We start from the raw sequence: 26,391 nt of genomic DNA on the forward strand, positions 1-26,391 counted from the left end.
GCCGTCCGTCAGCCGCGGCTCGTGCGCAGCGCGGCCCGGCGGCGCAGGGAGAGAAGGACACCGCCCGCGCCGAGCAGGACGGCGGCCGCGGCCGCGGCGACACCGACCTGTGCGCCGGTGCGGGGCAGCTCGTCCTGGGACGCCGCGGGGTTCGCGGTGGGCACGGTGGTCTCCGCGCCGCCGGCGGCGGCGGTCGGCTCGGCGGCGTCCGCCGGCCGGGCGGCGGCAAGAGCCACGTCGTCGCCGGAGCCCGGTCCGCTCGTCGCGGGCGTCTCGCCGGCCTCCGGGGCGGCGGGCGTGCTCGGGGTGTCGTCCGGCGTGGAGGTGGACGGCGTGGAGGGCGTCGTCGTCGGCTCCGGGGTCGATCCTCCGGCCTCCTCGTTCTCCTCGTTCTCCTCGGTGGTGCCGCCGGGCGGGGTGACCGCGGGGACGTCGACGCACTCACCCGTCCACGGGTAGTTGTGGTGCTCGATGCCGCTGCCCCCGGTCCCGAGGTCGAGGTCGCCGCCTACCCAGAGGCGGCCGTTCGTGTGGGCGCCCTGTCGCACGTCGGCGCGCGGCGCGAGGACGGAGCCGACGAGCTGGCTGCCGCCGGCGAGGTCGAGCGACGTGGCGGTCGGGAAGTTCCACACGACGCGCGGCGCCCAGGCGCCGAGCGCCGCGCCGTCGTCGATCCGGTGCGCGACGTCTCCCGCCGCGGTGTGCACGGTGTCGAGCCGGCCGTCCGTGCCGCGGACGTTGACGACCACGGCGCTGTCGCCCACGTCGGCGAGGACGACGGTGTCGAGGCCGGCGGCCTCGGCGGTGGTGATCGAGAACACCTGGGGGTCGGAGACGCCGTCGCCGGCCAGCCGCGGGGAGGCGCCCGTGGTGTCGAGGTCGCCGGTGGGTGCCAGGTCCGCGAGCTCGGCCGAGAGCCCGTCGAGCGCGGTGCGGTGTGCGGACGCCGCGCCCGCTGCGTCGGCCGCCCGCTGGTGGAGCGTGCCGCCGTTGAGCTCCACCACCCCGGCGAAGGTCCCGCCCGTCCGGACGTCACCACCGCCCGTGACGCCGTGGTTGACGTCGAGTCGTGAGCCCTCGGCGACGGTCACGTCGCCGCCCGCGACGAGGACGTCACCCGGGGCGGGGACGACACCGGAGCCGACGCCCACGCGGCCGAGGTTGAGGAGGCCGGCCTCGATCGTCACGTCGCCGCCCACGACGAGGCGACCCTCGCTCTCGGCCGCCGCCTCGTGCGCCCGGTAGTCGCCCCCGACGAACACGGCCGTGCCGTCCTCGGCCACGGTGATGCCGGTCTGCGGGCCGGGCAGCGTGCCGGCCTCGCACGCGGGGGACACCGATGCCGTCGTCGTCGCGCTGGCCGTGGCACCGGGGACGCCGGCGATACCGAGGATGCCGACGGTGCCGACGATGCCGGCGGCCGCGCGCGCCGCGATGACGCGCGGGCGGTCCGACGGTGCGGGGGTGCGAGAGGCGAGGGTACGCATGGGTCTCCACGGTCGAGGGCTGGCTGACGGCGCCACCCTAGGGTTACGACCCTGTCCTTACAAAAGAAATGTCGGAATTTCACCCCCCTGTCCCGGCTCGTCCCGTCGCCCGGTGACGTGTCAGGGGTGCGCCGTACCGTGGTGCCATGCGACCCGTGACCGACCTGCAGCGTGCGGTGGCCCCCTTCGAGGTGGTGTCCGACTACGAACCCTCGGGAGACCAACCCACCGCGATCGCGGACCTGGCGTCGCGCGTGCAGGCGGGGGAGAAGGACGTGGTCCTCCTCGGCGCGACGGGGACGGGCAAGAGCGCGACGACGGCGTGGCTCATCGAGAAGCTGCAGCGCCCCACGCTCGTCATGGCGCCGAACAAGACGCTCGCCGCGCAGCTGGCCACCGAGTTCCGCGAGCTGCTGCCCAACAACGCCGTCGAGTACTTCGTCTCGTACTACGACTACTACCAGCCCGAGGCGTACATCGCGCAGACGGACACCTACATCGAGAAGGACTCGTCGATCAACGACGAGGTGGAACGCCTGCGGCACTCGGCGACGTCGTCGCTGCTGACCCGGCGCGACGTCGTGGTCGTCGCGTCCGTGTCGTGCATCTACGGCCTGGGCACCCCGCAGGAGTACGTGGACCGGATGGTGCGCCTCGACGTCGGTGACGTGGTCGACCGCGACGACATGCTCCGACGCTTCGTGCAGATGCAGTACACGCGCAACGACATGGCTTTCACGCGCGGCACGTTCCGCGTGCGCGGCGACACGGTGGAGATCATCCCCGTGTACGAGGAGCTCGCCGTCCGCATCGAGATGTTCGGCGACGAGATCGAGTCGATCCAGACGCTGCACCCGCTCACGGGCGAGGTGATCCGCTCCGAGCAGAGCGTCTACCTCTTCCCGGCCACGCACTACGTCGCCGGGCCCGAGCGCATGGAGCGGGCGATCGCCGGGATCGAGACCGAGCTCGCGGACCGGCTCGCGGAGCTCGAGCGGCAGAACAAGCTGCTCGAGGCGCAGCGGCTGCGCATGCGCACCACGTACGACATCGAGATGATGCGCCAGATCGGCACGTGCAGCGGCATCGAGAACTACTCGCGGCACATCGACGGTCGCGAGCAGGGCTCCCCGCCGAACACGCTGCTCGACTACTTCCCCGAGGACTTCCTGCTCGTCATCGACGAGTCGCACCAGACGGTGCCGCAGATCGGCGCCATGTTCGAGGGCGACATGTCGCGCAAGCGGTCGCTCGTCGAGCACGGCTTCCGGCTGCCGAGCGCGATGGACAACCGCCCGCTGCGCTGGGAGGAGTTCGTCGAGCGGATCGGGCAGACGGTCTACCTGTCCGCGACCCCGGGCGACTACGAGCTGTCCATGTCCGACGGCGTGGTCGAGCAGGTCATCCGGCCCACGGGTCTCGTCGACCCGGAGGTGATCGTCAAGCCGACCACCGGCCAGATCGACGACCTGCTGCACGAGATCCGCGAGCGGGTCGACCGCGACGAGCGCGTGCTCGTCACGACGCTCACCAAGAAGATGGCCGAGGACCTCACGGACTACTTCCTCGAGAAGGACGTGCGGGTGCGGTACCTGCACTCGGAGGTGGACACGTTGCGCCGCGTCGAGCTGCTGCGCGAGCTGAGGCTGGGCGAGTACGACGTGCTGGTCGGCATCAACCTGCTGCGCGAGGGCCTCGACCTGCCCGAGGTGTCGCTCGTGGCGATCCTCGACGCCGACAAGGAGGGCTTCCTGCGCTCCGAGCGGTCCCTCATCCAGACGATCGGGCGTGCGGCACGCAACGTCACCGGCCAGGTGCACATGTACGCGGACAAGATCACGCCCGCGATGCGGTACGCCCTCGACGAGACGGACCGCCGGCGCGCGAAGCAGGTGGCCTACAACACCGAGCACGGGATCGACCCGCAGCCGCTGCGCAAGAAGATCGCGGACGTCACCGACATGCTGGCCCGCGAGGACATCGACACGCAGGAGCTGCTCTCGGGCGGCTACCGCAAGGCGCCGGCGTCGGCCCAGGGCAAGGGGCGAGCGCCCGTGCCGGGCGGACCGAAGGAGGGTGCCACGACAGGCAACCGCCTCGCCGGCGCCGCCGCGGGCGAGCTCGCGGAGCTCATCCAGGAGCTCAGCGACCAGATGCACGCCGCGGCCGCGGAGCTGCAGTTCGAGGTCGCGGCACGTCTGCGTGACGAGATCGGCGGGCTGAAGAAGGAGCTGCGGCAGATGCAGGCGGCCACCGCCTGACCCGTGCGGGGCCCGCCCGGGGAGGCTCGCTGACCAGCGGTTCCGTCCTCTGATGTGCGCGGACGAGCCGCCCGGGGTGTCATGTAAGGTGTCCGGGTTGGAGGGGAGTACCCCGCCCACGGTGAGGTCGTCATCACGTCCGGCACAGACGCCGGTCCGGCCTCGTCGGCCCGGATGTCTGGCTCGCAGCCGCTCCGGGTGGGGAAGACCTCCGGTGCTCAGTGCTACGTACCGGAGGAGTTTCCATGGATGTGCCCGTCTGGGTCTGGATCGTCACCGTCGTCGTGATCCTCGCGATGCTCGCGGTCGACTACGTCGGTCACGTGCGCACCCCGCACGCCCCCACGCTGCGCGAGTCGGCCACGTGGTCGCTCGCGTACGTCGCGGTCGCGGTCGTGTTCGGCGTGATCGTGTGGATCGTGTGGGGCGGGACGTACGGCGGCGAGTACTTCGCGGGGTACATCACCGAGAAGTCGCTCAGCGTCGACAACCTGTTCGTCTTCGTCCTCATCATGACGAGCTTCCGGGTGCCACGGGAGTACCAGCAGCGTGTGCTCCTCATCGGCATCACGATCGCCCTCGTGCTGCGCACCGTGTTCATCATCGCCGGCGCGGCGATCATCGCGAACTTCGCCTGGGTGTTCTACCTCTTCGGGGCGTTCCTCATCTGGACGGCGATCGCGCAGGCCCGGTCGGGCACCGGTCACGACGAGGAGTGGCACGAGAACGGCGTCCTGCGGCTGACGCGGCGGCTGTTCCCCACGACCGACTCGTACGTCGGCGACAAGATGACCGCGAAGATCGACGGCAAGCGGTACATCACGCCCATGCTCATCGTCATGGTCGCGATCGGCAGCGCCGACCTGCTGTTCGCCGTCGACTCGATCCCCGCGATCTTCGGCCTCACCCAGGAGACCTACCTGGTGTTCGCCGCGAACGCGTTCTCGCTGCTCGGGCTGCGCCAGCTGTACTTCCTCGTGGACGGCCTGCTGGACCGGCTCGTCTTCCTCAACTACGGTCTGGCGGCGATCCTCGGGTTCATCGGCGTCAAGCTCGTCATCCACGCGCTGCACACGAACGAGCTGCCGTTCATCAACGGCGGGCACCACGTCGAGGCGATCCCGGAGATCCCGACCAGCGTGTCCCTGTCCTTCATCGTGGTGGTCCTGGCCGTCACGACCATCGCCTCGCTGGCGCGTGACCGTCGAGACCGGCAGCGCCGGGTCGGCGCCGCGTCGTCCACCACTCCTGAAGGAGACGCATGATCCACGAGCTGCCGTTCTGGTTCGAGGCGGCCTCGCTCGCCGCCCTGATCCTGCTGCTGGCCGTCGACCTCGCCATCGTCGGGCGCCGGCCGCACGTGCCTTCCATGAAGGAGAGCGGCATCTGGGTGGGCTTCTACGTGGCGCTCGCCCTCGTCTTCGGCCTCATCATGCTCGCCGTCGGCGGCACGGCCCCCGCCGGCGAGTTCTACGCCGGCTGGCTCACGGAGTACTCCCTGAGCGTGGACAACCTGTTCGTCTTCGTCATCATCATGTCGCGTTTCGCGGTGCCGAAGAAGCACCAGCAGATGGTGCTGATGGTCGGCATCATCATCGCGCTGGTGCTGCGCGGGGCGTTCATCCTCGCGGGGGCGGCGATCCTCGAGCAGTTCGTGTGGGTCTTCTACCTCTTCGGCGCTTTCCTCATCTACACGGCGATCAAGCTCGTGGCCGGGGACGACGACGAGGAGGAGTTCAAGGAGAACGTCGCGATCCGGCTCCTGCGGCGGGTCCTGCCCGTGAGCAAGGAGTACGACGGCGCCAAGATCCGGACCGTGGTCGACGGCAAGAAGCTGTTCACCCCGATGCTCGTGGTGTTCGTGGCCATCGGCTCGACGGACCTGCTGTTCGCGCTCGACTCGATCCCCGCGATCTTCGGGCTGACGAAGGACCCGTTCATCGTCTTCACCGCGAACATCTTCGCCCTCATGGGCCTGCGGCAGCTCTACTTCCTGCTCGGTGGCCTGCTCGAGCGCCTGGTCTATCTCCCGATCGCGCTGGCGGTCATCCTCGGGTTCATCGGCGTCAAGCTCATCCTCGAGGCGCTGCACACCAACACGCTGCCGTTCATCAACGGTGGCGAGCACGTCGCCTGGGCGCCCGAGATCCCGATCTGGCTCTCCCTGGCCGTGATCCTCGGTTCGATCGCGATCGCGACGGTCGCGAGCCTGGCGAAGACGCGCCGCACGGCCGCCGTGGCGGCGAAGGGCACGACGGAGGCGGCGGCGGACGTGGCGGGGCCGGCGTCGTCGGGCACGCCGGACGCCGTGGCGCAGGACTCGGAGCCCGGGCCGCCCTCCTCGTCCTCCCCGTCGGAGACCTCGGGCCGCTGACGACGAGAGCGCGCGGGCCCCGGACGGTGACGCCGTCGGGGCTCGCGCGCGGTGGGAGCGGGCGTCAGCCGGCGAAGCCGCCGATCACCGGCACGAACTCGCGCGCGGCACGGTGCGCGACCAGCCCCTCGCGCCGCATGGGGTCGCCCGCGAGGAGCTCGAGGGCGCCGGTCTCGTCGGCGGCCTCGACGAGCAGGAGCGCCCCGCCGGGCTCGCCGTCGGGCGTGGCGGGCAGCGGGCCGGACACGCGCAAGGTGCCGTCCTCGTGCAGGCCGCGGAGGAACTCCCGGTGCTCGGGCCGGACCTCGGCGAGCCGGTCGGGGTCGGTGACGTAGACGTACGTGACGGCGTAGACGGACATGGCGGTATCCAAGCACCCCGGCCGGGTGCGGTCGCCGGGTGTCCAGGGGCACGGGTGTGACCGGTCAGGCACACGAAAAGACCCCAAACGGCATAGAACGCCTGTACGAATGTCGGCCCCCCGACGTAGGATGCCGGGGTGAGCAACCGCCTCGTCATCTCCGGCGCCCGCGAGCACAATCTGCGCAACATCGAGCTGGATCTCCCGCGCGACGAGCTGATCGTCTTCACCGGGCTCTCGGGCTCGGGAAAGTCGTCCCTGGCGTTCGACACGATCTTCGCCGAGGGGCAGCGCCGCTACGTGGAGTCGCTCTCCGCGTACGCGCGCCAGTTCCTCGGCCAGATGGACAAGCCCGACGTCGACTTCATCGAGGGCCTGTCGCCCGCGGTGTCGATCGACCAGAAGTCGACCAACCGCAACCCCCGGTCGACGGTCGGGACGATCACGGAGGTCTACGACTACCTGCGCCTGCTCTTCGCGCGCGCCGGCACGCAGCACTGCCCCGTGTGCGGGGAGCCGGTGCGCTCGCAGACGCCGCAGCAGATCGTCGACAAGCTGCTCGAGCTGCCGGAGGGCACCCGCTACCAGGTGCTCGCGCCCGTCGTGCGCGGGCGCAAGGGCGAGTACGCCGACCTGTTCGCCGAGCTGCAGACGCAGGGCTTCGCCCGCGCCCGGGTCGACGGCGAGGTCGTGCAGCTGACGAGCCCGCCCAGCCTCGAGAAGAAGCTCAAGCACGACATCGAGGTCGTCGTCGACCGCCTCGTGTCCCGCGACGGCGTCCAGCGCCGCCTCACCGACTCGGTGGAGACCGCGCTGCGGCTCGCGGGCGGCCTGGTCATGGTCGAGCTCGTCGACGCCGACATCGACGACCTCGACCGGGTACGCAAGTTCTCCGAGAAGCGGGCGTGCCCCAACGACCACCCTCTGGCGCTCGACGAGATCGAGCCGCGCACGTTCTCCTTCAACGCCCCCTACGGCGCGTGCCCGGAGTGCACGGGCATCGGGTTCCGCCTCGAGGTCGACCCGGACCTCGTCGTGCCGGACGAGGAGAAGACGCTGCGGGACGGCGCCGTCGTGCCGTGGGCGCAGACGTCGTCGGAGTACTTCGAGCGGGTGCTCACCGCCCTGGCGGACGAGATGAGCTTCTCCATGGACGTGCCGTGGCGTGCCCTGCCGCAGCGCGCCCGCGACGCGATCCTGTTCGGCCGCAACCACCAGGTGCACGTGCGGTACAAGAACCGGTGGGGCCGGGAGCGGCAGTACTCGACCGGCTTCGAGGGCGCGGTGACCTTCCTGGAGCGGCGGCACCGGGAGACCGAGTCGGACTGGTCGAAGGAGAAGTACGAGGCCTACATGCGGGAGGTCCCGTGCCCCGTGTGCTCGGGGGCGCGGCTCAAGCCCGAGGTCCTCGCGGTCACCGTCGGCGGCAAGTCCATCTGGGACGTGTGCCGCCTCCCCATCGACCAGGCCAAGCACTTCCTCGACGGTCTCGAGCTGGGCGAGCGCGAGCGCGCCATCGCGGCCGAGGTCCTCAAGGAGATCCACGCCCGCCTCGGCTTCCTCGTCGACGTGGGCCTGCACTACCTGTCGCTCGAGCGCCCGGCCGGAACCCTGTCGGGCGGCGAGGCGCAGCGCATCCGGCTCGCGACCCAGATCGGCTCGGGCCTCGTCGGGGTGCTGTACGTGCTGGACGAGCCGTCGATCGGCCTGCACCAGCGCGACAACCGTCGCCTCATCGAGACGCTGACCCGCCTGCGCGACCTCGGCAACACCCTGATCGTCGTCGAGCACGACGAGGACACCATCCGCGCGGCCGACTGGATCGTCGACGTGGGCCCCGGCGCGGGCGAGCACGGTGGCCGCGTCGTGCACTCGGGCGACTACGCCGGCCTCCTCGAGGCCGAGGGCTCGATGACCGGCGCCTACCTCTCCGGCCGGCGCAGCATCGCGCTTCCCGCGGAGCGTCGCGCGACCGACCCCGGCCGGAAGGTCACGGTCGTCGGCGCCCGGGAGAACAACCTGCGGGGGATCGACGTGTCGTTCCCGCTCGGGGTGCTCACGGCCGTTACCGGGGTCTCGGGGTCAGGCAAGTCGACCCTCGTGAACTCGATCCTGCACACCGTGCTCGCCAACGAGCTCAACGGGGCGCGCCAGGTGGCGGGCAGGCACACCCGGGTGACCGGCATGGACCAGCTCGACAAGGTGGTGCACGTCGACCAGGGGCCGATCGGGCGCACGCCGCGGTCCAACCCGGCCACCTACACGGGCGTCTGGGACCGGATCCGCAAGATCTTCGCGGAGACCGAGGAGGCGAAGGTCAGGGGCTACGGGCCGGGTCGCTTCTCCTTCAACGTCAAGGGCGGGCGCTGCGAGGCGTGCGCGGGCGACGGCACGCTGAAGATCGAGATGAACTTCCTGCCCGACGTCTACGTGCCGTGCGAGGTGTGCCACGGCGCCCGGTACAACCGCGAGACCCTCGAGGTGCACTTCAAGGGCAAGACGGTCGCCGACGTGCTGGACATGCCGATCGAGGAGGCCGCGGAGTTCTTCGCCGCGTTCCCCGCGATCTCGCGCTACCTCACCACGCTGGTCGAGGTGGGCCTCGGGTACGTCCGCCTCGGGCAGCCCGCGCCCACGCTCTCGGGCGGCGAGGCGCAGCGGGTCAAGCTCGCGAGCGAGCTGCAGAAGCGGTCCACGGGCCGCACCATCTACGTGCTGGACGAGCCGACCACCGGCCTGCACTTCGAGGACATCCGCAAGCTGCTCGGCGTCCTCCAGTCGCTCGTGGACAAGGGCAACACCGTGCTGGTGATCGAGCACAACCTCGACGTCATCAAGAGCGCGGACTGGATCGTGGACATGGGGCCGGAGGGCGGCTCCGGCGGCGGGACGGTCGTGGCGGAGGGGACTCCGGAGGAGGTCGCGCAGGTGGAGGCCAGCCACACGGGCCGCTTCCTCGCGCCGATCCTCGAGGAGCACCCGGCCGTGCCGATCGCGGCTCCGGCCGGCCGTGCGCGGTCGGCCGCGGCGACGTCGGCCTCGTCGGCACCGCGGGCGCGGAGCTCGGCGAAGGGCACGGGAAAGGCCACGGCGAAGACCACCGGGAAGTCCTCCTCGAAGGGGAAGAGCGCGTCCAAGCGTCCCGGTAAGCGCAGCGCCGCCTGACGCCCTAGCGTGTGGCCATGGGTGCGCACCACAACTACGCCGTCACCGTCGCCTGGCCCGACGTCACCGATCCCGGCGGCGGGCCGGGCACGACGTCCTACACGTCGTACTCGCGGGACCACACGGTGGTCGTGGCGGGCAAGCCGCCGCTGCTCGGCAGCGCCGACCCGGCGTTCCGGGGCGACCCCACGCGGCACAACCCGGAGGAGCTGTTCGTCGCGAGCCTGGCGCAGTGCCACATGCTGTGGTTCCTGCACCTCGCCGCCGAGCACGGTCTCGTGGTCCGCGAGTACGTGGACGAGACGACCGGCACGATGCGGGTGGAGTCGCGCGGCGAAGGCCAGTTCACGGACGTCACGCTGCGCCCGCGAGTCACCGTCGACGCCGGGCCGGAGGCCACCGACGAGGCCGTCGCGGAACTGCACCGCCGCGCGCACGCCCTGTGCTTCATCGCTCGGTCGGTGAACTTCTCCGTCCTCGTGGAGCCGGCGCCGGTCCGGCTCGCGACGCCCGCCTCGTAAGGGGCCACCCGCACGCGCGCGGGTGATCTATACCAGTCCGGTCACACTGTCGTGTCGGCTGTTGACGTGGCGACCTGGCGTGAATATTTTCCACTCCATCCCTGTGGTGGATGGGAGATATTTCCGTGAGCGGTGCGGAACCCGCCGTAACGGCTCACGCGGCGCGAGACGAGGAGGTCGGCGCAGGGCCCGAGCGGGCACAGCAGCACGGTTGACGGGGCGCTCTCGGGCGCACCCTGACACGAAGGGCATCAACGACGATGACCAGCAACTTCACCACTGACCAGAGCAAGATCACCCCCCAGCCCTCCCGTCGGTCGGTGCTCCGCGCCGTGATGTACACGGCCGCCGCCGTCCCGTTCGGCCTCCCGCTCGCGGCATGCGCCACGGGCGGTGGCGGAGGCGAGGCGACCACGAGCGCCGCGACCGGCAGCACCGACGCGAAGAACCCCTTCGGCATGGCGGAGAACACCACGATCGACGCGGTGATCTTCGACGGCGGCTACGGCGTCGACTACGTCGAGTTCGCGGGCAAGGTCCTCGCCGGCCTGCACGCCGGCTCCTCGGTCAAGGTCTCGCCCTCCACGCAGATCGCGACGGAGCTCCAACCACGGTTCGTGGGCGGGAACCCGCCCGACCTGGTGGACAACTCGGGAGCCCAGTCGATGGGCTTCAACACGATCCTCGACCAGCTCGAGGACCTCACCGACGTCATCGACGCGCCGAACGTCGAGGGCACGACCATCCGCGACACCCTGTACGAGGGAGTCCTGGCCCCGGGGACCTACGGGGACAAGTTCGCGGCTCTCAACTACGTGCTCACGGTGTACGGCGTCTGGTACTCGGGCAGCCTCTTCGAGAAGAACGGCTGGACGCCGCCGGCGACGTGGGAGGAGGCCAAGGCGCTCGGTGCGGAGGCGAAGAAGGCCGGGAAGTACCTCTTCCTGTGGGGCACCGAGGCGGCGACGTACTACCAGACCCTCGCGATCGAGTCGGCGATCAAGGAGGGCGGCGACGAGGTCCGGCTGGCGCTCGAGAACCTCGAGCCCGACTGCTGGTCCCAGGACGCCCTCCAGGCGACGTTCACGATCATGAAGGAGATCGTCGACGCCGGGTACTTCAAGCCGGGCGGGTCGGGGACGCAGTTCACCGCGGCCCAGGCGCAGTGGAGCAACAAGCAGGAGGCGCTCCTCTACCCGTCGGGGTCGTGGATCGAGAACGAGATGAAGGACCAGACGGCGGCGGACTTCCAGATGAAGGGCGTGCCGAGCTTCTCGGTCACGGCGAACCCGGCGATGCCGGCCACGGCGCTCCACTCCACGGCAGGAGAGCCCTTCATCGTCCCGTCGCAGGCGAAGAGCGTGGCAGGCGGCAAGGAGCTCCTGCGGGTCATGCTCTCGAAGGAGGCGGCCACGAACTTCTCCAAGACGAAGCTGGCCCCGACCATCGTGAAGGACATCGTCCCCGCCGACGGGTTCGGGTCGACCGCGCTGGTGTCCCAGACGGACATGCTCAGCGCGGCCGGGACGGACATCTTCACGTTCAACTTCGTCAACACGTACGGCATGAACCAGGAGCAGCTGCCGATCTGGAACTCCTTCCTGGACGGGAAGAAGTCGGTGGCCGACCTCACCAAGGAGCTGCAGGCGATCACCGACCGCATCGCGAACGACGACACGATCGACAAGATCGAGGTGTCATGACCGCCATCCCCGGCGCCGGGCAGATCCTGCCCGCCGACGAGGGAGCCGCCGCGGGGCCCGGCACCGGGCCCCGCCGGCGGCGGGCCGGCGGGTGGTCGTTCGACACGGTGAGCTTCTTCGTCGTCTGCCTCGGCCTGCCCCTCGCGCTGTTCCTCGTCTTCGTGATCTGGCCGTTCGTCCAGGCCGCGTTCTACGCGCTGACGAACTGGTCGGGGTTCAGCGCCGAGTTCGACGTCGTGGGGCTGGCGAACTTCACGGCGCTGCTGCAGGACCCGAGGTTCGTCAACGCCGTCGGCAACAGCGTGATGTTCGGCCTGTTCATCCCGCTCGTCACCATCGCCATCGCCCTGACGTTCGCGATCCTCATCACGGTCGGCGGGTCGGGCAAGGGACAGGTCCGCGGCGTGCGGGGAGCGGGCTTCTACCGCGTCGTCTCCCTCTTCCCCTACGTCATCCCGGCCATCGCGGTCGGCATCATGTGGCGCCTGATCCTCGACCCGAGCAACGGTCTCGTCAACGGGGTCCTCACCGGCCTGGGGCTCGATCGCTTCGAGTCGTTCGCCTGGCTGGGGAACGTGGGCACCGCGATGCCGGTGACGATGTTCGTCGTCGTGTGGGGGTTCGTCGGCTTCTACATGCTGCTGTTCATCGCGGCGATCAAGGGCGTCCCGTCGGAAATCTACGAGGCCGCGCGGATCGACGGCGCGGGTCGGTGGCGCACGTCGTGGTCCATCACCCTCCCACTGATCCGGGACAACGTGCAGACCGCCTACATCTACCTCGGGATCATCGCCCTCGACCTGTTCGTCTACGTCCAGGCGCTCAACCCGCAGGGCGGCCCGGACAACTCCACGCTCGTCATGTCCCAGCAGCTGTTCCGCTCGGCCTTCACGGAGGGGAAGTTCGGCTACGCCAGCGCGATGGGCGTGGCGATGGCGATCGTCACCCTGGTGTTCGCCGCGCTGGTGTTCACCGTGAACCGCCTCGCCGGCGGTCGCAACGAGAGGGGACGGCGATGACCGCCCACGCCCAGGCGATGCCCCGCACGGCCCGCGCCGTCCCGCGCACGAGGGCCGCCCGCGCGGCCGGCCGCGGCGACCGCGTCGCCGCGGGCGTGTCGCACACCGTCCTCGTGATCTGGTGCGTCCTCGTCATCGCGCCCATGATCTGGGTGTTCATCGGGTCGTTCAAGACGAGCGCGGAGATCTTCGCGTCGCCGTTCTCGCTGCCGTCCGAGTGGTCCTTCACGAACTACGAGAACGCCTGGGTCGACGCCCAGATCGGCCGCGCCTTCGTGAACACGATCATCGTGGTCGGGACCGCCCTGGTGCTCGTCATGCTGCTCGGGGCAATGTGCGCCTACGTGCTGGCCCGCTTCGAGTTCCCCGGCCGGCGGGCGATCTACTACCTCATGCTGGCCGGGCTGACGTTCCCGGTCTTCCTCGCGATCGTCCCGCTGTTCTTCGTGCTCCAGAACGCCGGGCTGCTCGGGACGCTCCCGGGGCTGATCGTCGTCTACGTCGCCTTCGCGCTGCCGTTCACGGTGTTCTTCCTCTACGCGTTCTTCCGCGGGCTGCCGGACGACATCGCCGAGGCCGCGGCGATCGACGGCGCCGGGAACTGGCGGACGTTCTTCCAGGTGATGCTGCCGATGGCGACGCCCGGCATGGCCTCCGTCGCGATCTTCAACTTCCTCGGCCTGTGGAACCAGTTCATCCTGCCGATCGCGCTGAACCCGGCGCAGGAGAACTACGTGCTCTCCCAGCGCCTGGCGGCGTTCGTGTCGTCGGCGGGGTACGCGGTGGACTTCGGCGCGATGTTCGCGGCCGTGGTGGTGACGATCGTGCCGGTGCTGATCGCCTACCTGATCTTCCAGCGGCAGCTCCAGGGGTCGGTGTCGGCAGGCACGATGAAGTAGGTCCCGCGCGCCACAGAGGGGCACAGAGGGGCACGGAGGGCGACGGGGACCGTCGGTGGCCTGACCTAGGCTGACGGCATGGCCGACCCAGCGACCTACCGCCCGAAGCCGGGGGAGATCCCCACGTCGCCCGGCGTCTACCGGTTCCGCGACGCGCACGGCCGCGTGATCTACGTGGGAAAGGCGAAGAACCTGCGGGCGCGGCTGTCGAACTACTTCCAGGACGTCGCGCACCTGCACCACCGCACGCAGAGCATGGTCACGACGGCGGCGTCGGTCGAGTGGACGGTCGTCGGCACCGAGGTCGAGGCGCTGGCGCTCGAGTACTCCTGGATCAAGGAGTACGACCCGCGGTTCAACGTGAAGTACCGGGACGACAAGTCCTACCCGTACCTCGCGGTGACGATGGCCGACGAGGTACCGCGCGCCCAGGTGATGCGGGGTGCCAAGCGCCCCGGCACCCGGTACTTCGGGCCGTACGGTCACGCCTGGGCGATCCGCGAGACGCTCGACCTCCTGCTGCGGGTCTTCCCGATCCGCACCTGCTCGGCGGGCGTGTACAAGCGTGCGCACCAGACGGGCCGGCCGTGCCTGCTCGGCTACATCGACAAGTGCTCGGCGCCGTGCGTAGGCCGCATCGGCGTCGACGAGCACAAGCAGCTGGCGCAGGACTTCTGCGACTTCATGGCGGGAGACACGCAGCGGTTCGAGCGGCGCCTCACGGCGCGCATGAACGAGGCCGCCGCGTCCATGGAGTACGAGCAGGCCGCCCGCCTGCGCGACGACATCCAGGCGCTGCGCCGGGCGACGGAGAAGAACGCCGTCGTGCTCCCCGACGCGACCGACGCCGACGTCTTCGCGCTCGCGGGCGACGAGCTCGAGGCCGCGGTCCAGGTCTTCCACGTGCGGGGCGGCCGCATCCGCGGCCAGCGTGGCTGGGTCGTGGAGAAGGTCGAGGACGTCACCGACGCGGAGCTCGTCGAGCACCTGCTGCAGCAGGTGTACGGCGCCGTCGAGGACGCCCGCGCTGCGGCGGACGCGACGGACCTCGACGCCGAGGGACGCGCGGCGGCACGCCGCGAGGCGCGCGACGCCGTCCCGCGCGAGGTGCTGGTCCCGGTGCTTCCCCCCGACCCGGCGCAGATGACGGCCTGGCTGACGGGGCTGCGCGGTGCTCGCGTGGAGCTGCGGGTGCCGCAGCGCGGCGACAAGCGCGAGCTCGCCGCCACGGTCAGGGCCAACGCGGAGCACGCTCTCGCGCTGCACCGCACCCGCCGCGCCGGCGACCTCACCACACGCAGCCAGGCGCTCCGCGAGATCCAGGAGGCGCTGGGCCTCGAGTCGGCGCCCCTGCGCATCGAGTGCTACGACGTCTCGCACACCCAGGGCACCTACCAGTCCGCGTCGATGGTCGTCTTCGAGGACGGGCTGCCGCGCAAGAGCGAGTACCGCACCTTCTCGGTCCGGGGTCCCGAGGGTGACGGTGCGCGGGACGACACGGCAGCCATGCACGAGGTCATCACCCGCCGGTTCCGCCGCTACCTGGCCGACCGGCTGGCGTCGGGCGAGGTGGAGCTCGACGACAGCGACGAGGACGGGCGCCCGCCCCAGGTCGCCCGCCCTCGGTCGGGCGAGGTCCCCGCGGAGGAGGCGAGGGAGGCGGGGGAGCGCAAGCGGTTCGCCTACCCGCCCAACCTCGTCGTGGTCGACGGCGGCCCGCCCCAGGTCGCGGCGGCCCAGCGCGCCCTGGACGAGCTGGGGGTCACCGACGTCGCGCTGTGCGGGCTCGCGAAGCGGCTCGAGGAGGTGTGGGTCCCCGGCGACGACTACCCGGTGATCCTGCAGCGCTCCTCGGAGGGTCTCTACCTGCTGCAGCGCGTGCGGGACGAGGCGCACCGGTTCGCCATCACGCAGCACCGGCGGCGTCGGAGCAAGGGCATGACGGCGTCCGTCCTGGACGACGTCCCCGGCCTCGGACCGGCGCGGCGCAAGGCGCTGCTGAGCACGTTCGGCTCGGTCAAGAAGCTGCGCGCGGCGAGCGTCGACGAGATCGCCCAGGTGCGCGGCATGGGTCGCCGCACCGCCGAGGCCGTCGTCGGGGCGCTCGGCGGCGGCCCCGGTGCCGCAGGGAGCTCCGACGCGTCGGAGCCCGCCACCCGCGCCGACGCCACCTCGGCCGACGCCGCCGACGACACCTCGGCGGACGCCACCGCCGACCGGAGCAGCGCGCCGACCAGCCAGGACGCGGCGGGCCCTGGCATGCTGGGCGCATGAGCGAGCCGGACCCCATCACCGTCCCGCAGGGCATCCCCGAGATCGAGGCCACGACCCCCGCCCCGGAGCAGGCCGAGCCGGAGGTGCTGATCATCACCGGCATGTCGGGCGCCGGCAGGTCGCGCGCGGCGGGCGTGCTGGAGGACCTCGACTGGTTCGTGGTCGACAACCTGCCGCCGATGATGATCGTGCCGCTGGTCGACCTGATGACCCGCGCGGGCTCGTCCGTCGAGCGGCTCGCCGTCGTGGTCGACGTCCGCGGGCGGGAGTACTTCGCCGAGCTCACCCGGGTGCTGCAGCACCTGCGCGACGCCGGCGTGAACTACCGGATCCTGTTCCTCGACGCGCGCGACGACACCCTGGTGCGGCGCTACGAGAGCGTCCGCCGCCCGCACCCGCTGCAGGGCGAGGGGCGGATCCTCGACGGCATCGGCGAGGAGCGCCGTGCGCTCGCGTCGATCGCGGAGCGTGCCGACGTCGTCATCGACACGTCGGAGCTGTCGGTGCACGACCTGGCGCGCGAGGTGCGCGCCGCCGTCGCGGACGGCGCCCCCGACGCGCTGCGCATCAACGTGCTCGCCTTCGGCTTCAAGTACGGCATCCCGCTCGACGCCGACCACGTGGTGGACGTCCGCTTCCTGGCGAACCCGTACTGGATCACCGAGCTGCGCCACCTCACGGGCCGGGACGCCCCGGTGCGGGAGTACGTGCTCGCCCGGCCCGGCGCGCAGGAGTTCGTGGACCGGTACGTCGCGGCGCTCGAGCCCGTCCTCGCCGGCTACCTGGCCGAGGAGAAGCGGTACGTGACCATCGCCGTCGGGTGCACCGGGGGGAAGCACCGCTCCGTCGCGATCGCCGGGGAGATCGCCCAGCGGCTGCGCGACGCGGGCCAGCGCGTTTCGCTCACGGCACGCGACCTGGGGAAGGAGTGACGACGCCGGTCGTGAGCCCGGGGGCCCCGGCGGTGACGGCGCTCGGGGGAGGGCACGGGCTGTTCGCGAGCCTGTCGGCGCTGCGGCTGATGTCCGACCGGCTGACCGCTGTCGTCACGGTCGCGGACGACGGCGGGTCGTCGGGCCGGCTGCGCGACGAGCTCGACGTGCTGCCGCCCGGCGACCTGCGGATGGCGCTCGCGGCCCTGTGCGACGACTCGGAGTGGGGCCGCACCTGGAGCGACCTGCTGCAGCACCGGTTCCGGTCCGCGGGCAGCCTGGACCAGCACGCCATGGGCAACCTCCTGATCGTCGCGCTGTGGGAGCAGCTCGGCGACACCGTCGCGGGGCTCGACTGGGTCGGCCGGCTCCTCGGCGCGCGGGGTCGCGTGCTGCCGATGGCGTCGGTGCCTCTCGTGGTCGAGGCGGACGTGCGTCGCGACGGCGTCGCGACGCTCGACACCGTCGTCGGCCAGAGCCGCGTCGCCGTGACGGAGGGCCGGATCGAGCAGCTGCGCCTGGTGCCGGCGGACCCGCCGGCGTGCCCCGAGGCGGTGGAGGCGGTGCGCGCCGCCGACTGGGTGGTGCTCGGGCCTGGCTCCTGGTACTCGTCGGTGCTGGTCCACCTGCTGGTGCCGGAGCTCGCGACGGCGCTGCACGAGACGGACGCGCGGGTGTGCGTGACGCTCAACCTGGCCGCCGAGCGGGGCGAGACGCAGGGGCTCACCGCGACCGACCACCTCGAGGCGCTGCACCGGCACGCGCCCGGGCTGCGCGTCGACGCGGTGCTGGCCGACCCGTCGGCCGTCGAGGACGTGGACGAGCTCGCCGACGCCGCCCAGGCCATGGGCGCGAGGCTCCTCATGCGTCAGGTCCGCCGCGGCGACGGAACCGCGCTGCACGACCCGCTGCGCCTCGCAGCGGCCTACCGGGACGTGTTCGAGGGCGTCTACGGGGACGTGTGACCGCCCTCCGGCGGGGAGCCGGCCGACGGCTGAGGGTGCTTGCCTCGCGTGGCAGGATGACGCCATGGCGCTGACGGCAGAGGTGAAGGACGAGCTCGCGCGGATCAAGGTGACCCGGACGTCGTGCCGCAAGGCGGAGGTCTCGGCGACGCTGCGGTTCTCCGGCGGGCTGCACATCATCTCGGGCCGCGTGGTGATCGAGGCGGAGCTGGACGACGAGGCGGCCGCGGCGCGGCTGCGGCAGTCGATCACGGAGCTCTACGGGCACACGAGCGACCTGATCGTGGTGCAGGCCGGGGGCCTGCGCAAGAACAACCGGTACGTGGTGCGCGTGGTGCGCGACGGCGAGTCGCTCGCCCGCCAGACGGGCCTGCTGGACTCCCGGGGGAGGCCGGTGCGCGGCCTGGCCCCCGAGGTGGTCTCGGCGGGCGTCGCGGAGGCCGAGGCGGTGTGGCGCGGCGCGTTCCTCGCGCACGGGTCGCTCACGGAGCCGGGTCGCTCGATGGCGCTGGAGGTCACGTGCCCGGGGCCCGAGGCTGCGCTCGCGCTGGTCGGTGCCGCGCGGCGCCTCGGGGTACAGGCGAAGTCCCGCGAGGTGCGGGGCGTGGACCGCGTCGTCGTCCGCGACGGCGAGGCGATCGGGGAGATCCTGCGGCGGATGGGCGCGGTGCGCACCCGCGAGATCTGGGAGGAGCGGCGCGCGCGGCGCGAGGTGCGCGGCACGGCGAACCGGCTCGCGAACTTCGACGACGCGAACCTGCGCCGGTCGGCGCGGGCCGCCGTGGCGGCCGGCGCCCGGGTGCAGCGCGCCTTCGAGATCCTGGGCGAGGACGTGCCGGAGCACCTGCGTCAGGCGGGGGAGCTGCGGCTGGCGCACAAGCAGGCCTCGCTGGAGGAGCTGGGTCAGCTCGCCGACCCGCCGCTGTCCAAGGACGCCGTCGCGGGCCGGATCCGGCGCCTCCTGTCGACGGCCGACAAGCGTGCGCTCGAGGTCGGGATCCCGGACACCGAGTCCGGCCTGAGCCCGGAGCTGCTCGACCTCTGACCCCGTCGGCGACGGGTGCGTCCGTATGGTCAGACCACATGTCTCACGGTGTCGGCGAGGGTCAGCGGCACCGCCCGTTCGGGTATAGGCTCATTCCGTCAGGTGACGACGACGTGACCCGAGGCTGACCGCCCGGTGGAAGAACGTCGGGTGGTTCCGGGGTCACGACGTGAATCATCAGCACGCCCCTCGCGGCGTGCGGAAGTCGGCATCAACCGTGTGCGCCGGGATCTCACCGGCGCGCCCTGAGGAGGGCAATCGTGACCATCCGCGTCGGGATCAACGGCTTCGGTCGGATCGGACGGAACTTCTACCGCGCTCTCGTGGAGTCGGGTGCGGACATCGAGGTCGTCGGCGTCAACGACCTGACCGACAACAAGACTCTGGCCCACCTGCTCAAGTACGACACGGTGCTGGGCCGCTTCCCGAAGTCGGTCGACTTCGACGACGAGAACATCATCGTCGACGGCCAGAAGATCCGTGCGCTCGCCGAGCGCGACCCGGCGAACCTCCCCTGGGGCGAGCTGGGCGCGGACATCGTCATCGAGTCCACCGGCTTCTTCACCGACGCCACCAAGGCCAAGGCGCACATCGACGCCGGCGCCAAGAAGGTCATCATCTCCGCCCCGGCGAAGAACGAGGACGCGACCTTCGTCATGGGTGTGAACAACGACCAGTACGACCCGGCCGCGCACCACATCATCTCGAACGCGTCCTGCACGACGAACTGCCTCGCGCCGCTCGCCAAGGCCCTCAACGACTCGATCGGCATCGAGCGCGGCCTCATGACGACGATCCACGCGTACACCGGCGACCAGAACCTGCAGGACGGCCCGCACAAGGACCTCCGCCGCGCCCGCGCCGCCGCGCAGAACATCGTGCCGACCACCACGGGTGCCGCCAAGGCCGTCGCCCTGGTGCTCCCGGAGCTGAAGGGCAAGCTCGACGGCTACGCCCTGCGCGTCCCGGTCATCACGGGTTCGGCCACCGACCTCACCTTCGAGGCCCCGAAGGAGGTCACGGTCGAGGAGGTCAACGCCGCGGTCAAGGCCGCCGCCGAGGGCCCGCTCAAGGGGACCCTGGAGTACGTGGACGACGAGATCGTGTCGTCGGACATCGTCACCAACCCGCACACGAGCATCTTCGACTCGAAGCTCACCAAGGTGATCGGCAACCAGGTCAAGGTCGTCTCCTGGTACGACAACGAGTGGGGCTACTCCAACTCGCTCGTCGCGCTGACCGTCCACGTCGGCGAGAAGCTCTGACGACTCCGGCGCCCGACACCGCTCGAGCGTGAGTCACGACGTCCGCGTGCGCGCCGAACTCCGGCCGCGCACGCGGACGTCGTCATGTACGGACCAGATCACCCGGTCCGGGGACGTGCGGACGCCTCACGGCCGCGCCGCACGCACCGGGCCCTGACGGACAGGTGTGCCCCATGAAGACCATCGACACCCTGGGCGAGCTGCGCGGCAAGCGCGTCCTCGTCCGCTCGGACTTCAACGTGCCGCTCGACGGCACGACCATCACGGACGACGGCCGCATCAAGGCGGCGCTGCCCACGCTGAAGCGCCTGGTCGACGCCGGCGCCCGCGTCGTCGTGACGGCCCACCTCGGCCGCCCCAAGGGCGAGCCGAACCCCGCCTACTCCCTGGCGCCCGTGGCCGCGCGCCTCGGCGAGCTGCTGGGCCAGGACGTCGCCCTCGCGGCCGACGTCACCGGCCCGTCGGCGCAGGAGACCGTCGCGGCCCTGGCCGACGGCCAGGTGGCGCTCCTGGAGAACGTGCGGTTCGACGCCCGCGAGACCTCGAAGGTCGACGCGGAGCGCGAGGAGCTGGCGGGCGAGCTCGCCGCGCTGGCGGACGCGTTCGTCTCCGACGGGTTCGGCGTCGTGCACCGCAAGCAGGCGTCGGTCTACGACGTCGCGAAGCTGCTCCCGGCCGCGGCCGGCGACCTCGTCCTCAAGGAGGTCGAGGCGCTCTCGCGTGCGACGACGGACCCGCAGCGGCCGTACGCCGTCGTCCTGGGCGGCTCGAAGGTCTCCGACAAGCTCGGCGTCATCGAGAACCTCCTGACGAAGGCCGACCGCCTGCTCATCGGCGGCGGCATGGTCTTCACGTTCCTCGCCGCGCAGGGCCACTCGGTGGGCTCCTCGCTGCTCGAGGCCGACCAGGTCGACACCGTGAAGGGCTACCTCGCCCAGGCCGCCGAGTCGGGCGTGGAGATCGTGCTGCCCACCGACATCGTCGCCGCGGACTCGTTCGCCGCCGACGCGCCGCACCGCACCGTGCCGGCGGACCAGATCCCCGACGGCACCATGGGTCTCGACATCGGCCCCGAGTCCGGCGCGCTGTTCGCCGCGCGGCTCGCGGACGCGAAGACCGTGGTGTGGAACGGCCCGATGGGCGTGTTCGAGTTCGACGCCTTCGCCGCCGGCACCCGCGCCGTCGCGGCGGGCATCGTCGACGCGACCACGGCGGGCGCGTTCTCGATCGTGGGCGGCGGCGACTCGGCCGCGGCCGTGCGCACCCTCGGCTTCGACGAGGCGGGCTTCAGCCACATCTCCACGGGCGGTGGCGCCAGCCTGGAGTTGCTCGAGGGCAAGGAGCTCCCGGGCCTCGCCGTCCTCGCGGACTGACAGCCGACCGACCTTCCCACCCAGCACGAGAGAACGAGGAGCCCATCGTGGCCACCACCCGCACGCCCCTGATGGCGGGCAACTGGAAGATGAACCTGGACCACACCGAGGCGATCGCCGCGGTCCAGAAGCTCGCGTGGACGCTCAAGGACGCGAAGCACGACTACGAGGCCGTGGAGGTAGCCGTCCTGGCGCCGTTCACGGACCTGCGGTCGGTGCAGACGCTCGTGGACGCCGACAAGCTCGAGGTGCGCTACGGCGCGCAGGACCTGTCGACGCACGCGTCGGGCGCCTACACGGGCGAGGTCTCGGGCCCGATGCTGTCCCGCCTGGGCTGCACGTACGTGGCCGTCGGGCACTCCGAGCGCCGCGAGTACCACGCCGAGGACGACGCGCTGGTGAACGCCAAGGTGCGCGCTGCCTTCGAGCACGGTCTCGTGCCGATCCTGTGCGTCGGTGAGGGGCTGGACGTGCGCAAGGCCGGCGAGCAGGTGTCGTACACCCTCGCGCAGGTCGACGCTGCCCTCGCCGACGTGCCGGCGGAGCAGGCCGCTCAGGTCGTCATCGCCTACGAGCCCGTGTGGGCGATCGGCACGGGCGAGGTCGCGACCCCGGAGGACGCGCAGGAGGTCTGCGGTGCGATCCGCGGTCGCCTCGCGGAGCTGTACGACGCCGAGCTCGCCGCGGGCGTGCGGGTGCTGTACGGCGGTTCGGTGAAGTCGGGCAACGTCGCGCAGATCATGGCGCAGCCCGACGTCGACGGCGCCCTGGTCGGCGGCGCGAGCCTCGACCCCGTCGAGTTCGCGAAGATCGCGCGGTACCAGTCGCACGTCGCCTGACGCGACCCCACCGAGCGCCACCGAGCACCCAGAAGCACCACCACGGCGGGCCCTGCCCGCCGGACGGACGCCTCCCGAGGATCGTCATCCGATGGAAACATCGGTGTTCGCCTCGGGAGGCGTTCGTCACTTACTCTTGACCCGGCCGGGACGACGTCCTGGCCGGGTGACGAACGCAAGCCCGCCCCGCGGGACGGACGACGAACGAGGACAGCCGAGGACACCGTGGACGTTTTGCAGATCATCCTTCAGGTTCTCCTGGTGATCACCAGCGCCTTCCTGACCCTGCTCATCCTGATGCACAAGGGCAAGGGCGGCGGGCTGTCCGACATGTTCGGCGGGGGGATCTCGAGCGCTGCCGGCAGCTCCGGCGTCGCCGAGCGCAACCTCAACCGGATCACGGTGAGCTTCGCGCTCGTCTGGTTCGTCGTGATCGTGCTGCTGGGTCTCATCACGAAGGTGAGCTGAGCCGGCACGACCGCGACCGTCACCGGCGAGGCGCAGGCCCGGACCGGTGCGGGGGCAACGGGACCGGGTGCGAGCCCGGCCCGACGGTTCACGAAGATCGTCCGTGGGCGTACGCCCACTGAGTCGAAGGTGAGGACGACAGGACGTGGCTACAGCCGGTCATGCGATCCGGGGCTCGCGCGTGGGCGCGGGTCCGCTGGGAGAGTCCGAGCGCGGCGAGGCGGCACCCCGGGTGCGGGTCTCGTACTGGTGCGCGAACGGGCACGAAACGACGCCGAGCTTCTCGGCGAACGAGGACGTCGAGCCTCCGGAGTTCTGGGACTGTCCGCGCTGCGGCTTCCCCGCCGGGCTGGACGCGGCCAACCCGCCGGAGCCGGTGCGGAACGAGCCGTACAAGACGCACCTGGCGTACGTGAAGGAACGCCGCTCCGAGGAGGACGGCGCCGCCCTGCTCGAGGAGGCGCTCGCGACGCTGCGGGCACGCCGGACGGGGCTGCGCCAGGCGAGCTGACGGGGCGGGCCCGGGTCCGGAGCAGGCTCCACCGGCTTCGGATGTCCATCTGTCGAGACGGTGGGGCCGGGCGTAGTCTGGCCGCATGTTCGAGGAAGGACAGCTCTACGCCCCCGTCACCGAGGACGAGCACGGCGTCACGGTGCACCTCACGGACGACCACCCCGGCGCGAACGACCCGGAGTACCGGCGTCGGCGCGAGGTCATCGCCGGACCCGCGCTGCGCTGGTCGCCGGGCGATCCGGTGCCCCGCGTCGAGTACACCGACGCGGAGAACGAGATCTGGCGCACCGTGTGCGCCGAGCTCGCGCCCAAGCACGAGCGCCTGGCGATCCGCGGGTACCTCGAGGGCAAGGAGGCCCTCGGCCTGCCGACCGACCGGGTGCCGCAGCTCGACGAGGTGAGCGCCGGCCTGGAGCCGCTCAGCGACTTCCGCCTGCACCCGGCCGCGGGGCTGGTGCCGCTGGACCAGTTCTACGGGTCGCTCGCCGACGGCGTCTTCCACTCGACGCAGTACCTGCGGCACGGGTCGCAGCCCCTCTACACTCCCGAGCCGGACATCATCCACGAGGTCGTCGGCCACGGGAACCTCCTCGCGAACCCGGCGATCGCCGACGTGAAGCGCCGGGCGGGCGAGGCGGCGCGGCGCTGCGAGACGGCCGAGGGCCTCCAGTTCGTGGCCGACGTCTTCTGGTTCACCATCGAGTTCGGCGTCATGTACGAGGACGGGGAGCTGCGCGCGTACGGCGCGGGGCTGCTGTCGTCGTACGGCGAGATCGAGGAGTTCCGCGGCGCCACGATCCTGCCCCTCGACTTCTACTCGATGGGCACCGTGGAGTACGACATCTCGCACTACCAGCCCACGCTGTTCGCGTGCGACGGGATGAGCGAGCTCACCGAGCGGGTGGGGGAGTTCTTCGCCGAGTTCGACGACGAGACGCCCGGCCGCCTCCTCGCCGACCGGCACCGGTCGGCGAGCTAGGGCGGCTCTCTCGGCGGGTGCCGGGCCCGGAAGGGTTCACCGGGTGTTCGTGCGGTGTTCGCTGCGGGGGGAGGGGCTGCCGCCTACTGTCCGACGAGCGATGCCGTCCGAGCCGTCGGGCCGGCGGGTGCAGCCGTGGAGGTTCCTCGTGCGTTCGTTCCTTCGACGTGTGGCACGTGACCTCTCGCGCGGCCCTCGACCGGGCCTCAGGCAGGACGTCGTGCTCCCGCTCCCGCCCGACGTGGTCGACGCGGCCGTGCGGCTGGTCGGACCGCGCGACGAGCAGCAGCACCGCGCCATGATCCTCGCCGATCCGACCTCGGGCGGGATGGCGGCCGTCGAGGCGCTCGCAGCGCTCCTCGACGGGTTCGACGTGACCGTCGTCCGGGTCGGCGTCCCGCGGGATCGCGATCGTGACGCCGCGCGCGGTTCGGTCACCGTGGTCGACGTCCCGAGCCTGCCGGCCTGGGCCAGCGTGACCCGGCGGCTCCCCGCTCCCGACCTCGTCATCGATCTCACCGAGGACGGCAAGGACGTGCATGCCCGAGTGTGGCGCCGCGGCTTCCTGAACCTGCGTCAGGGCGGCGTCCACGTGGCGCGACACCGTGGCGGGACGGGCCTCCTGGAGGACTCGTGCGCCCGCGTCGTGCACCGGGTGGTCGGCGCCGTCGGTCGGGGGGTGGTGGAGAAGCTGCCCGACCCCCGTGACCGGGCCCTCGCGACGTCCGTGGAGGCGGCCACCCTCGCTCCCACCCACACGGCGGTGGTCAAGCGCGGCGTGCACCACCTCAAGGTGCGCGAGCACGAGGTGGGGAAGGTCGTCACGGGCCGGTCGGGCGACGTCGTCGCACAGGTGGTGGGACGGCGAGCGGCGGGCACGCTCGAGTCGGCCACGCGGGTGCACGGAGCGCTCCCGCGGGACGGCGAGGGCCTCGCCACATCGGTGCCGTACCCGGAGGCGACCGTCCGCATGTACGAGGGGCCGGTCACCGTCGCCCCCCGCGGGCTCGTGCACGCCGCGGGCATGATCCTGCCGGAGTCGTTCCGGTACCCGTACGCCGCGACGCTGACCAGTCCCGGGGCGGACGACGTCGATGCCGCCTTCGCACGGGTCCCCGCCCGCCATGTCGCCACGAGGCACCTGCCCGGCACGTACTTCCACCTGGACCCGTTCCTGGCCTCGCACTTCGGTCACCTCATGATGGAGACCGTCGCCCGGCTGTGGGGCTGGGACCGCGTGAAGGTGCTCCGCCCCGACGCCAAGGTCATCCTCCAGGCGCGCACCCCCGGTGACCGCATCACGACCCTCGACCGCCGGCTGCTCGGTGCCTACGGGATCGACGCCGAGGACATCGTCATGGTCGACGGGCCGGTGCGGGTGGACCGCCTCGCCGGGGCGAGCCCGCTGCTGCACTACACGGAGCCCTACTCGATCCATCCCTCGGTGATCTCGACCTGGGACCGGCTCGCCGGGGCGCTCGTGCGGCCGGACGCCGAGGGGCGGGGGGAGCGGATCTTCGTCTCGCGCCCGGCCGGCCGGTTGAAGCGCGAGTGCCGGAACACTGGCGAGGTCGAGGAGCTCTTCCGAGGGTTCGGGTTCACCGTGATCTACCCCGAGCTGCTCTCGCTGGAGGAGCAGGCGACGGCCTTCGCGCAGGCGAAGGTGATCGCGGGGTTCGGGGGCTCGGGGATGCTCAGCCTGATCTATGCCCGTCGGGTCGAGACGGTGATCGTCCTGAACCAGGAGGGGTACACCGCGCGCAACGAGTACGTCGTCTCCCTGCTGCTCGACTGCGACCTGCACTTCCTGTGGAGCGCCGGCGACGTGCCGCAGCCCGACGAGGGGTGGTCGCGCGAGGCCTTCTTCTCGGGATGGGACTTCGACGTCGAGCGCAACATCGACGAGCTCCGGAGCCTGTTCAGTGCGTCGTGAAGCCCGGCACCGCC

General features: G+C 71.4%; 21 protein-coding genes. 19 read left to right on the forward strand and 2 right to left on the reverse strand.

All coding sequences use genetic code 11. From position 1 onward, the window contains the following. Positions 1-8: 8 nt before the first annotated feature. A complete protein-coding gene (locus ACQP60_RS05325; RefSeq protein WP_429729117.1) occupies positions 9-1,487 on the reverse strand; it encodes a choice-of-anchor A family protein in 1,479 nt (492 codons plus the stop codon). 146 nt (positions 1,488-1,633) lie between these two features. On the opposite strand from ACQP60_RS05325, the gene uvrB reads away from it, so the two are divergent. The 3 genes from uvrB (at position 1,634) to ACQP60_RS05340 (ending at position 6,122) form a co-directional block, all read left to right on the forward strand. Continuing rightward, positions 1,634-3,748 carry an excinuclease ABC subunit UvrB gene (uvrB, locus tag ACQP60_RS05330; protein ID WP_429729119.1) on the forward strand — a complete coding sequence of 705 codons (2,115 nt, stop codon included), beginning with the start codon at positions 1,634-1,636 and terminating at the stop codon, positions 3,746-3,748. Positions 3,749-3,993: 245 nt separating this feature from the next. Then, on the forward strand, positions 3,994-5,013 hold the full coding sequence (locus ACQP60_RS05335; protein ID WP_429729120.1) for a TerC family protein: 1,020 nt from the start codon (positions 3,994-3,996) through the stop codon (positions 5,011-5,013). Beyond that, a complete protein-coding gene (locus ACQP60_RS05340) occupies positions 5,010-6,122 on the forward strand; it encodes a TerC family protein (RefSeq protein ID WP_429729122.1) in 1,113 nt (370 codons plus the stop codon). Before ACQP60_RS05335 ends, ACQP60_RS05340 begins: the two co-directional genes overlap by 4 nt. A 64-nt stretch (positions 6,123-6,186) precedes the next feature. Here ACQP60_RS05340 and ACQP60_RS05345 read toward each other — a convergent pair whose 3' ends face one another. Continuing rightward, a complete protein-coding gene (locus ACQP60_RS05345) occupies positions 6,187-6,483 on the reverse strand; it encodes a YciI family protein (protein WP_429729124.1) in 297 nt (98 codons plus the stop codon). Positions 6,484-6,621: 138 nt separating this feature from the next. On the opposite strand from ACQP60_RS05345, the gene uvrA reads away from it, so the two are divergent. From uvrA to ACQP60_RS05425, 16 genes are all read left to right on the forward strand, one after another. Next, positions 6,622-9,648, forward strand: a complete 3,027-nt coding sequence (gene uvrA / locus ACQP60_RS05350; RefSeq protein WP_429729126.1) for an excinuclease ABC subunit UvrA — start codon at positions 6,622-6,624, stop codon at positions 9,646-9,648. A 17-nt stretch (positions 9,649-9,665) separates the two neighbouring features. After that, positions 9,666-10,169 carry an OsmC family protein gene (locus ACQP60_RS05355; protein ID WP_429729127.1) on the forward strand — a complete coding sequence of 168 codons (504 nt, stop codon included), beginning with the start codon at positions 9,666-9,668 and terminating at the stop codon, positions 10,167-10,169. A 260-nt stretch (positions 10,170-10,429) separates the two neighbouring features. Then, the gene (gene ngcE, locus ACQP60_RS05360) at positions 10,430-11,872 is read left to right on the forward strand and encodes an N-acetylglucosamine/diacetylchitobiose ABC transporter substrate-binding protein (RefSeq protein ID WP_429729129.1); all 1,443 of its coding nucleotides are present in this window, start codon (positions 10,430-10,432) and stop codon (positions 11,870-11,872) included. After that, a complete protein-coding gene (locus ACQP60_RS05365; protein WP_429729131.1) occupies positions 11,869-12,891 on the forward strand; it encodes a carbohydrate ABC transporter permease in 1,023 nt (340 codons plus the stop codon). The genes ngcE and ACQP60_RS05365 overlap by 4 nt, the downstream gene beginning before the upstream one ends. Further along, on the forward strand, positions 12,888-13,790 hold the full coding sequence (locus tag ACQP60_RS05370; RefSeq protein WP_429729133.1) for a carbohydrate ABC transporter permease: 903 nt from the start codon (positions 12,888-12,890) through the stop codon (positions 13,788-13,790). Before ACQP60_RS05365 ends, ACQP60_RS05370 begins: the two co-directional genes overlap by 4 nt. 78 nt (positions 13,791-13,868) lie before the next feature. After that, positions 13,869-16,064, forward strand: a complete 2,196-nt coding sequence (gene uvrC, locus ACQP60_RS05375; RefSeq protein ID WP_429729134.1) for an excinuclease ABC subunit UvrC — start codon at positions 13,869-13,871, stop codon at positions 16,062-16,064. Next, positions 16,061-16,996: an RNase adapter RapZ gene (rapZ, locus tag ACQP60_RS05380; protein WP_429729136.1), complete on the forward strand. Its 936-nt coding sequence runs from the start codon at positions 16,061-16,063 to the stop codon at positions 16,994-16,996. The genes uvrC and rapZ overlap by 4 nt, the downstream gene beginning before the upstream one ends. Positions 16,997-17,007: 11 nt before the next feature. Further along, complete coding sequence (locus ACQP60_RS05385; protein WP_429729137.1) at positions 17,008-17,961, forward strand: gluconeogenesis factor YvcK family protein; 954 nt, start codon at positions 17,008-17,010, stop codon at positions 17,959-17,961. Between the two features lie 64 nt (positions 17,962-18,025). Next, positions 18,026-19,006: a DNA-binding protein WhiA gene (whiA, locus tag ACQP60_RS05390; RefSeq protein WP_429729139.1), complete on the forward strand. Its 981-nt coding sequence runs from the start codon at positions 18,026-18,028 to the stop codon at positions 19,004-19,006. A 260-nt stretch (positions 19,007-19,266) separates the two neighbouring features. Continuing rightward, entirely contained in the window at positions 19,267-20,271 is a 1,005-nt protein-coding gene (gene gap / locus ACQP60_RS05395; RefSeq protein WP_429729141.1) for a type I glyceraldehyde-3-phosphate dehydrogenase, read from the forward strand. A 173-nt stretch (positions 20,272-20,444) separates the two neighbouring features. Beyond that, positions 20,445-21,644 carry a phosphoglycerate kinase gene (locus ACQP60_RS05400; protein WP_429729143.1) on the forward strand — a complete coding sequence of 400 codons (1,200 nt, stop codon included), beginning with the start codon at positions 20,445-20,447 and terminating at the stop codon, positions 21,642-21,644. A gap of 71 nt (positions 21,645-21,715) precedes the next feature. Then, positions 21,716-22,483: a triose-phosphate isomerase gene (gene tpiA / locus ACQP60_RS05405; RefSeq protein ID WP_429729959.1), complete on the forward strand. Its 768-nt coding sequence runs from the start codon at positions 21,716-21,718 to the stop codon at positions 22,481-22,483. Positions 22,484-22,708: 225 nt separating this feature from the next. Next, the gene (gene secG, locus ACQP60_RS05410; RefSeq protein WP_380326827.1) at positions 22,709-22,951 is read left to right on the forward strand and encodes a preprotein translocase subunit SecG; all 243 of its coding nucleotides are present in this window, start codon (positions 22,709-22,711) and stop codon (positions 22,949-22,951) included. Between the two features lie 145 nt (positions 22,952-23,096). After that, positions 23,097-23,462 carry an RNA polymerase-binding protein RbpA gene (locus ACQP60_RS05415; RefSeq protein WP_429729145.1) on the forward strand — a complete coding sequence of 122 codons (366 nt, stop codon included), beginning with the start codon at positions 23,097-23,099 and terminating at the stop codon, positions 23,460-23,462. An 85-nt stretch (positions 23,463-23,547) separates the two neighbouring features. Continuing rightward, the gene (locus ACQP60_RS05420; RefSeq protein WP_429729147.1) at positions 23,548-24,444 is read left to right on the forward strand and encodes a phenylalanine 4-monooxygenase; all 897 of its coding nucleotides are present in this window, start codon (positions 23,548-23,550) and stop codon (positions 24,442-24,444) included. A 220-nt stretch (positions 24,445-24,664) separates the two neighbouring features. Continuing rightward, positions 24,665-26,377, forward strand: a complete 1,713-nt coding sequence (locus ACQP60_RS05425; RefSeq protein ID WP_429729149.1) for a glycosyltransferase family 61 protein — start codon at positions 24,665-24,667, stop codon at positions 26,375-26,377. The last annotated feature ends 14 nt before the right edge of the window (positions 26,378-26,391 follow it).

This window comes from Isoptericola variabilis (assembly GCF_050311655.1).
GTDB classification, from domain to species: Bacteria; Actinomycetota; Actinomycetes; order Actinomycetales; family Cellulomonadaceae; genus Isoptericola; species Isoptericola variabilis.

Excerpts from the sequence above, each read along its gene's own strand:
- ACQP60_RS05325 (WP_429729117.1), bottom strand. The coding sequence starts at position 1,487 with ATGCGTACCCTCGCCTCTCGCACCCCCGCACCGTCGGACCGCCCGCGC.
- uvrB (WP_429729119.1), top strand. The coding sequence starts at position 1,634 with ATGCGACCCGTGACCGACCTGCAGCGTGCGGTGGCCCCCTTCGAGGTG.
- ACQP60_RS05335 (WP_429729120.1), top strand. The coding sequence starts at position 3,994 with ATGGATGTGCCCGTCTGGGTCTGGATCGTCACCGTCGTCGTGATCCTC.
- ACQP60_RS05340 (WP_429729122.1), top strand. The coding sequence starts at position 5,010 with ATGATCCACGAGCTGCCGTTCTGGTTCGAGGCGGCCTCGCTCGCCGCC.
- ACQP60_RS05345 (WP_429729124.1), bottom strand. The coding sequence starts at position 6,483 with ATGTCCGTCTACGCCGTCACGTACGTCTACGTCACCGACCCCGACCGG.
- ACQP60_RS05355 (WP_429729127.1), top strand. The coding sequence starts at position 9,666 with ATGGGTGCGCACCACAACTACGCCGTCACCGTCGCCTGGCCCGACGTC.
- ngcE (WP_429729129.1), top strand. The coding sequence starts at position 10,430 with ATGACCAGCAACTTCACCACTGACCAGAGCAAGATCACCCCCCAGCCC.
- ACQP60_RS05365 (WP_429729131.1), top strand. The coding sequence starts at position 11,869 with ATGACCGCCATCCCCGGCGCCGGGCAGATCCTGCCCGCCGACGAGGGA.
- ACQP60_RS05370 (WP_429729133.1), top strand. The coding sequence starts at position 12,888 with ATGACCGCCCACGCCCAGGCGATGCCCCGCACGGCCCGCGCCGTCCCG.
- uvrC (WP_429729134.1), top strand. The coding sequence starts at position 13,869 with ATGGCCGACCCAGCGACCTACCGCCCGAAGCCGGGGGAGATCCCCACG.
- rapZ (WP_429729136.1), top strand. The coding sequence starts at position 16,061 with ATGAGCGAGCCGGACCCCATCACCGTCCCGCAGGGCATCCCCGAGATC.
- whiA (WP_429729139.1), top strand. The coding sequence starts at position 18,026 with ATGGCGCTGACGGCAGAGGTGAAGGACGAGCTCGCGCGGATCAAGGTG.
- ACQP60_RS05400 (WP_429729143.1), top strand. The coding sequence starts at position 20,445 with ATGAAGACCATCGACACCCTGGGCGAGCTGCGCGGCAAGCGCGTCCTC.
- tpiA (WP_429729959.1), top strand. The coding sequence starts at position 21,716 with ATGGCGGGCAACTGGAAGATGAACCTGGACCACACCGAGGCGATCGCC.
- ACQP60_RS05420 (WP_429729147.1), top strand. The coding sequence starts at position 23,548 with ATGTTCGAGGAAGGACAGCTCTACGCCCCCGTCACCGAGGACGAGCAC.